This is a genomic window from Alteraurantiacibacter buctensis, from assembly GCF_009827655.1.
Lineage (GTDB): Bacteria > Pseudomonadota > Alphaproteobacteria > Sphingomonadales > Sphingomonadaceae > Alteraurantiacibacter > Alteraurantiacibacter buctensis.
Genome location: NZ_WTYV01000005.1, coordinates 309,811 through 316,841, shown reverse-complemented (window position 1 = coordinate 316,841; position 7,031 = coordinate 309,811). Strand labels below are relative to the sequence as shown.

Annotated in this window: 5 protein-coding genes and 1 pseudogene; 2 read left to right on the top strand and 4 right to left on the bottom strand. The window is 68.5% G+C overall.

Going from position 1 to position 7,031, the window contains the following annotated elements:
* Positions 1-607 (top strand): annotated as a pseudogene (locus tag GRI99_RS13735) (TonB-dependent receptor); the annotation flags it as partial.
* Here GRI99_RS13735 and GRI99_RS13730 read toward each other — a convergent pair.
* On the bottom strand, positions 604-1,728 hold the full coding sequence (locus tag GRI99_RS13730; protein ID WP_237438344.1) for a sensor domain-containing diguanylate cyclase: 1,125 nt from the start codon (positions 1,726-1,728) through the stop codon (positions 604-606). The pseudogene GRI99_RS13735 and the gene GRI99_RS13730 sit on opposite strands and share 4 nt — an antisense overlap.
* Positions 1,729-1,886: 158 nt before the next feature.
* Here GRI99_RS13730 and uvrC point away from each other — a divergent pair, with 158 nt between their 5' ends.
* Positions 1,887-3,842 carry an excinuclease ABC subunit UvrC gene (uvrC, locus tag GRI99_RS13725; protein ID WP_160772603.1) on the top strand — a complete coding sequence of 652 codons (1,956 nt, stop codon included), beginning with the start codon at positions 1,887-1,889 and terminating at the stop codon, positions 3,840-3,842.
* A gap of 3 nt (positions 3,843-3,845) precedes the next feature.
* Here uvrC and GRI99_RS13720 read toward each other — a convergent pair whose 3' ends face one another.
* The 3 genes from GRI99_RS13720 to GRI99_RS13710 all read right to left on the bottom strand — a co-directional run bounded on the left by GRI99_RS13720 (position 3,846) and on the right by GRI99_RS13710 (position 6,903).
* On the bottom strand, positions 3,846-4,739 hold the full coding sequence (locus GRI99_RS13720; RefSeq protein ID WP_160772602.1) for an acyl-CoA thioesterase: 894 nt from the start codon (positions 4,737-4,739) through the stop codon (positions 3,846-3,848).
* A 92-nt stretch (positions 4,740-4,831) separates the two neighbouring features.
* A complete protein-coding gene (locus tag GRI99_RS13715; protein ID WP_160772601.1) occupies positions 4,832-5,722 on the bottom strand; it encodes a cupin-like domain-containing protein in 891 nt (296 codons plus the stop codon).
* Positions 5,719-6,903, bottom strand: a complete 1,185-nt coding sequence (locus tag GRI99_RS13710) for a GNAT family N-acetyltransferase (RefSeq protein WP_160772600.1) — start codon at positions 6,901-6,903, stop codon at positions 5,719-5,721. Before GRI99_RS13710 ends, GRI99_RS13715 begins: the two co-directional genes overlap by 4 nt.
* Positions 6,904-7,031: the final 128 nt, after the last annotated feature.

Genomic DNA, 7,031 nt, shown 5'->3' with positions numbered 1-7,031 from the left:
GGCTGCGGGCGCCCCCCCTGCTGGCGGCCCTCCCGCGGGCGGCGCTGCCGGCGGTCCTCCCGCAGCAGGCGCGGGCGGCGGCGCTGGCCGCTTCCCCGGCGGCGGCTTTGGCATGGGCCGGGGCGGCGGCGACGGGGCCGGGCGCTGGTTCGTGAACCTGCAATACACCTATGAACTGAAGAACGAGGTGCTGATTGCCCCCGGCATCCCGGTGCTCGACCTGCTCGACCGCGACGGCAACCAGGCGCGCCACAGCGCCAACTTGCGCGTCGGCACTTTCTACAAGGGCTTCGGCGTGATCTGGAACGGCCAGTACACCGGCTCCTCGGTGCTGGGCGGCACGGGGCTGGCTGGCAGCAGCGACCTGCTGTTCAACGACTATGCCACGCTCAACTTCCGCGCCTTTGCCGACCTGGGCCAGCAGGCCAGCCTGGTGGAAGCCGTGCCGTTCCTGAAGGGCACGCGCATCGGCTTTGCGATGGACAACCTGTTCGACACCCGCCAGCGGGTGACGGACAGCGCGGGCAACGTGCCGCTGCGCTACCAGCCGTTCCTGATCGATCCGATCGGTCGCAGCTTCGAGATCGAGTTCCGCAAGGTGTTCTAGGCGGCTTTCGCCTGCACCTGCGGCACGGCCAGCTCGATGCGGTTGCGGCCGCCTTCCTTGGCGCGGTAAAGCGCTTCGTCGGCGGCGGCGAGCGCTTCGTTGGGCGTGGCATAGGCGAACACGTCGGCAATCCCGCCGGAAAAGGTGATCTGGCCGAACGGTAGCTTGTTGCGCCGGTTGACCAGCTTGCGCGCGGCCAGCGCGGCCCTTGCCTCGTCCAGCGCCTCGAAGGCGGCATGCTGGTGGCTGCCGCGAAACAGCATCACGAACTCCTCGCCGCCGTGGCGGGCGATGTGGCACCTGTGGCCGGAGATTTCGGACAGGGTCTTGGCCACCACGCAGATCACCCGGTCACCCGCATCGTGGCCGTGGGTATCGTTGACCGACTTGAAGTGGTCGATGTCGCAGAAGGCCAGGCACAGCGGCTCGCCGGAGCTGCGGGCTTCATCGTAGTTGCGGCGCAGTTCCGCCTCGAAGGCGCGGCGGTTGGGCAGGCCGGTCAGGAAGTCGATTTCCGCATCGCGCCGCGCCCGGTCCAGTGTGTGGCGCAGGTTGGCGGCTTCCTCCTCGCTCTGGCGCAGTTCGGCTTCCGCGCGGCGCGAGCGCTTCAGCATGGCGCGGGCATAGGTCGCCAGCTCGCTGATCATGTCGCCCGCGTCGGGCACCTTATCCAGCTTGTCGACATGTTCGGCCAGGGCATCGCCATACTCGCGGCTGGCGGTGTGGGCGGTGTGGGTGCTGCGCTTGAACTGGGCGATGGTATCCTCGAGCTGGCCGATCAGTTGCTCGACCGCCTTGTCCTCTTCCTTCGCCTCGCTGGCGGTGACGGTGTCCAGCCAGTCCTGCGTGACGGCCACGCCGCTTTCGCGCTGGCGGGCGATCTTGCGCATCAGCCGGGGGTTGAGGCCGGATACCGCGCTGTGGGCGATGGCCAGGTTATGAGGGGTGATCTCCAGGTCGTGCTCCACCAGGAACTCGCCGATCGCGCCCACCAGCCGCAGGCGCAGGTTGCGCCCGCGTTCCTGCGGGGTCAGGACAGCGGAGTCTTCCGCAGGCTCGATCATGTCCAGCGCACCACCGGGGCGCCGCAGGCCAAGCCATCCCAGAATGCCGTCACTCATCCGTTTCGATCCCACCAGTGCGTTGCAGGTGGTGCCATACCCCAAGAGTATCGGCGAAAGGGTAGGGCCCTGTTAAGGACGTTTGCTTAGCCGCTGTCCCCTGCAAAACGCCGGGCGGGTGATTGAGAAACCGCCGGGCCGTGGCTATCTCCCGGCACATGAGCCGCACCCCCGCAGGAAGCCCGCCCGATCCGCGCGGGAAGGAACGCTTCCACGAGGAGCGCGCGGCCTACACGGTGAAGGGCACGGCGGGCGGGTCCGGCCAGCCGGACCTGAACGCCGGGGTAGAAGCCATCCGCGAGGTGGTCCGCACGCTGAAGCCCAAGCCGGGCGTCTACCGGATGCTCGATGCCAGGGGCGACGTGCTCTACGTGGGCAAGGCGCGGGCGCTGAAGAACCGCGTGGCCAACTATACCCAGGTGGCAAACCTCACCAACCGCCTGCAGCGCATGGTCAGCCAGACGCGGGCGATGGAGATCGTCACCACCAACTCCGAGGCCGAGGCGCTGCTGCTGGAAGCGCAGTTCATCAAGCGTTTCCGCCCGCCCTACAACGTGCTGCTGCGCGATGATAAAAGCTTCCCCTTCATCCTGCTGCGGGCCGGGCACGATTTTCCCCGCATCATGAAGCATCGCGGGGCGAGGAAGGCGGTGGGCAATTATTACGGCCCCTTCGCCAGTGCCGGATCGGTCAACACCACGATCAACGCGCTGCAGAAGCTGTTCCTGCTGCGGAGCTGCACCGACAGCTTCTTCAGCCGACGTGACCGGCCGTGCCTGCTGTACCAGATCAAGCGCTGTTCGGCCCCCTGCGTGGGGCGGATCGACGAGGCCGGCTATGCCGAGCTGGTGGCCGAGGCGAAGGATTTCCTGTCCGGCAAGAGCGACGCCGTGCAGCGCAAGATCGAACGGCAGATGCAGGAAGCGGCGGAAAACCTGGATTTCGAGACCGCCGCCATGCTGCGCGATCGCCTCCGCGCCGCCACCTTCATCCAGGGCACGCAGGCGGTCAACGCCGCCGGGGTGGGCGATGCCGACGTGTTCGCGCTGGCCGCCAAGGGCGGGCACATCGCGGTGCAGGGCTTCTTCGTGCGTGGCGGGCAGAACTGGGGCCACCGCGCCTTCTTCCCCAGCCACACGCAGGACGTGAGCGAGGACGAGGTGCTGGCCCGCGTGCTGGCCCAGTTCTACGAGGAAGTGCCCCCGCCGCGCACCATCCTGGTCGACCGCGAACTGCCCGAGCGCGAGCTGCTGGAGCAGGCGTTCGGCGAGTTGGCGGGCCGCAAGGTCGAGATTTCCCAGCCCCAGCGGGGTGACCGGCGGCGGCTGCTGGAGCAGGCCAGCCGCAACGCCGTGGAAGCGCTGGACCGGCGGCTGGCGGAAACCGGCACGCAAGCCCGCGTGCTGCGCGAAATGACCGAGTTCCTGGAGCTGGCCGACGTGCCTCAGCGGATCGAGGTGTATGACAACAGCCATATCCAAGGCACCAAGGCGCTGGGGGCGATGGTCGTCGCTGGCCCCGAGGGGCTGGTGAAGAACCAGTACCGCAAGTTCAACATCCGCAGCGCCCAGACCAACGACGACTTCGCGATGATGCGCGAGGTCATGCAGCGCCGCTTCTCCCGCGCATTGGAGGAAGACCCGGAGCGCGAGCAGGGCATGTGGCCCGACCTGGTGCTGATCGACGGCGGCAAGGGCCAGATGAGCGCGGTGCGCGACACGCTGGAGGAACTCGGCATCGAGGACGTGCCGCTGATCGCCATCGCCAAGGGCCCGCATCACGGGCGCGAGGGGCGCGAGGTGTTCCACTTCCCCGACGGGCGCGAGAAGATGCTGCCCACCAATTCACCCGTTCTGTTCTATCTCCAGCGCCTGCGTGACGAGGTCCACCGCTATGCCATCGGCGCCCACCGCGACAAGCGCAGCCGGGCAATCAGCGCATCACCGCTGGACGAAATTCCCGGCATCGGCCCCGCCCGCAAGCGCGCGCTGCTGCTGCACTTCGGCACGGCGGGCAAGGTGCGCGCGGCGGCGCTGGATGACCTGAAGCGGGTGCCGGGGGTGAGCGCCAGCGTGGCGCAGCAGATCTACGATTTCTACCACGCGGCGGGGTAGGGATCACACCGCGCGCAGCATGCCTTCCTGCGCCACGCTGGCCACCAGGCGGCCGTCGCGGGTGAATATCTGGCCGCGGCCGAACCCGCGCGACATGCCGGACCACGGGCTGTCGGTAACGTAGAGCAGCCATTCGTCGGCGCGGAAATTGCCGTGGAACCATACTGCGTGGTCCAGGCTGGCCGCCTTCAACTGACCCAGGTGCATGGACAGGCCGTGCGGGTTCATCGCGGTGGAGAGGAGCTGGAAGTCCGACGCATAGGTCAGCACCGCGCGGTGGACCGGGCGATAGTCGGGCAGTTGCGCCACGGTGCGGAACCAGCAGTGGGCCATGGCGGGGCGCTTCTGCGGATCGAGCCAGTCACGCGGCTCCACCGAGCGGAAATCGATCGCGCGCGGGCGCAGCATGAAGCGCTTCAGCGGGCCATCGGGCAGGTGCTGCGCCACTTCGGCGCGGATTTCCGAATCCGGGCGCAGGTCTTCGGGCTGCGGCACGTTGGGCATCACCGCGTCCTGGTGGCTTAGGCCTTCCTGCGGCAGGTGGAAGCTGGCGGTGAGGTTGAGGATCGGCTCACCCTGCTGGCTGGCGACCACGCGGCGGTTGGAGAAGCTGCGGCCGTCGAGATCGCGCTTCACGCGGAATTCGATCGGATAGGCATCGTTGCCGGGACGCAGGAAATAGGCGTGCAGCGAATGGGTGTGTCGTTCCGCCGGCACGGTGCGCCGCGCCGCGCCCAGCGCCTGGGCCAGCGCCTGGCCGCCGAACACGCGGCCCATGCCATCGGGATGCTTGCGGCCGACGAACAGGTCACCCCCGCGCGGCTCAAGGTCGAGCAGCAGCATGAGGTCGGCGACCAGTTGTTCCGGCGTAGGAGTGGATCGGGCCTGGGTTGCCATCGCATGCCCCATGGTCTGTAGCGGCGGGCCAGTCAACCGCAGCGTGCCGCCGGTGCGACAGGCGGAGGCGGACTGTTTCGCCGACGCAAAGGTTACGCGCGGTTCACCCCCGGCAGTCGCCGCAGCAGCCGCCAGGCCAGGGCCTTGGCGCGGTTGCGGCGTGGCCAACGTCGGGGCGGGGCCGGGTGCAGGCCCCAGCGGCGCAGCAAGCCGTTGAAGGCGCGGGCATCGGCCTCGGCAAAGCTCCACTCGCTGCGCCAGGTGATCGACAGCGAGATCGACACGGCGGGGCCGTTGTGCACGAAATGCGGCGCCATCACCGGCACGTAGAGCGCTTCGCCCGGGGCAAGCTGGAAAGGCATCCCGTCGCGCGCCAGCGCCTCGTTCCAGCGCAACTCGCGCGCGCCGCCCAGGTGATAGGTCTCATGTACCTCGTCCGGGGCGAAGCGGCTGTCCCCCGGCGGGAACACGGTCATCACCTTGCTGCCGCGCAGTTGCAGCAGGATGTTGTGCTCCGGATCGAAGTGGTACGGCGTCACCGCATCGGGGCTGGAGATGAAGATGAAGCCCTGCGGTTTCATCATCCTGCCGGTCTTGCGTTCGATGATCGGGCGCAGTTCGCCCAGCAGGTCGTGCAGCAGCGCGGCATAGGTGGGCACCTGCTCGATGTTCTTGAGCGCGGCCCAGCTGTTGGATGTGGCGATGTTGCGGATCGTCTGGCCGATGGTGAGGCCGGTGGGGCCGGGCTTGCCGGTGATGCCCACTGGCAGATCGCCCCGGTTGTATTCCACGCTGGCATCCGGCAGCGCCTCGCCCAGTTCGGCCAGGGCGTCGAGCGCCAGCAGCGGATGCTCGTTCAGCTCGTGGACCAGCTTGTGCGGCCCTTCGGGATAGGACGAGGCGAAGTCTGCCCGGGCGTGCTGCCCGAACACCGCCCGGCCGGGCGCAGGAGTGCCGACAGGTCGTCCGCGTGGTTCAATCATGCTAGTCCCCCCGGCGCATGGCCGATTTCGTGCCGCAACAACAGGCCGAACAGGGCCTGCCGGGCCTGTCCGCCAATGGCGATGGAATGCCTGGCCACGCGCCGCCGCTCGCGCCAGAAATGGTCGATCATCAGGTGGTCCGCCGCTGCGCAACTGTCGGTCCAGGCGATCTCCGGGCGTTCCAGCAGGGCCAGGTTGGCCACCTGCAGCAGCACGCCGGGCGAGAAGCGGGCAAAGTCCTCGGCAAAGGCGGTCTTGAACGAATAGGCACCCGGCGCGGTGATGAAGTTGGCCAGCATGGCCAGCGGTTGGCCGTTCTGCTCCAGCGCCAGGCATTCCACGCGGCCCGCTTCGGCCCCCGCAACCAGGGCGGCGCGGAACCAGGCGGCATTGGCCGGATCGCTGGCGATGGCAGAGCCGGCCTGGCCCTTCCAGCCGCGCGCCTCCAGCGCCAGGAAGCGCTCGACCCAGGCGGCCACTTCGTCCGGCGTGCGGGCGTGGGTAGTGGCCAGCGGACCCAGCTCCTCCAGCCGGCGCTGCTGGCGGCGCAGTTCCTTGCGTTTCTTGCCCGCGAGCGAGGCTTCCAGATAGGCTTCGGGCGACAGGCGCGAGGCCAACATGGCCCGCTCCTCCACCTGCACGCTGGCGGCCTTGCGCCGCTCGCCCGCCAGCAGGCCTTTCAGCGAGGTGTGCAGGGCGCTGTCGGTGGGCATGTGCAGCAGGTGCAGGAACAGCGCGCGTCCGGCGTGGGCATCGCAATGGGCCAGCAGTTCGCGCCAGAACAACGCTTCCATGCCCGCAGCCACCAGCGGCAGGCCGCAGAAAGCATTGTCATGCACCCAGCCGCGCAAGTGGGGCAGGGGATAGCCATAATACGAGGAATACCGCCGCAGCGGCAGCAGGCCGGCAAGCTGCCCGTCCACCTCCAGGCAGGCGAGGCTGACCGATCCTTGCGGATCAAGCGCGCGCAGCGAGGGGAGCAGGAACCAGCTTTCGTAGAACGGGTTGGGCTCCGCTGTCCGCGCCGCCAGGGCATCCCATGCGGCGCGTTGCTGCGCAGTGTCGCAATCGGCCCAGGGCCGCAGCACCAGCCGCACCTGCGCGCGCGCGGGCGCGTCACTCTCCGGCGGGGGAGAGACCAGCGGCAGGCGCTCGATCGCGTGCGGGGCCAGGCGGGACATCGGCGTTAAGGTTTCCCTCGGGTTCACCGGGTAATCCGGTCATTCCGCCCTAGGACGGCTGGGACAAGGAAAGCCTAACGCCAAGGGTAAACAAAACCCTGCCCGGTCACAAAAACCGGGCAGGGTCG

Coding starts and splice junctions, on each gene's coding strand:
- GRI99_RS13710 (WP_160772600.1), bottom strand. CDS start 6,903: ATGTCCCGCCTGGCCCCGCACGCGATCGAGCGCCTGCCGCTGGTCTCT.
- GRI99_RS13720 (WP_160772602.1), bottom strand. CDS start 4,739: ATGGCAACCCAGGCCCGATCCACTCCTACGCCGGAACAACTGGTCGCC.
- uvrC (WP_160772603.1), top strand. CDS start 1,887: ATGAGCCGCACCCCCGCAGGAAGCCCGCCCGATCCGCGCGGGAAGGAA.
- GRI99_RS13715 (WP_160772601.1), bottom strand. CDS start 5,722: ATGATTGAACCACGCGGACGACCTGTCGGCACTCCTGCGCCCGGCCGG.
- GRI99_RS13730 (WP_237438344.1), bottom strand. CDS start 1,728: ATGAGTGACGGCATTCTGGGATGGCTTGGCCTGCGGCGCCCCGGTGGT.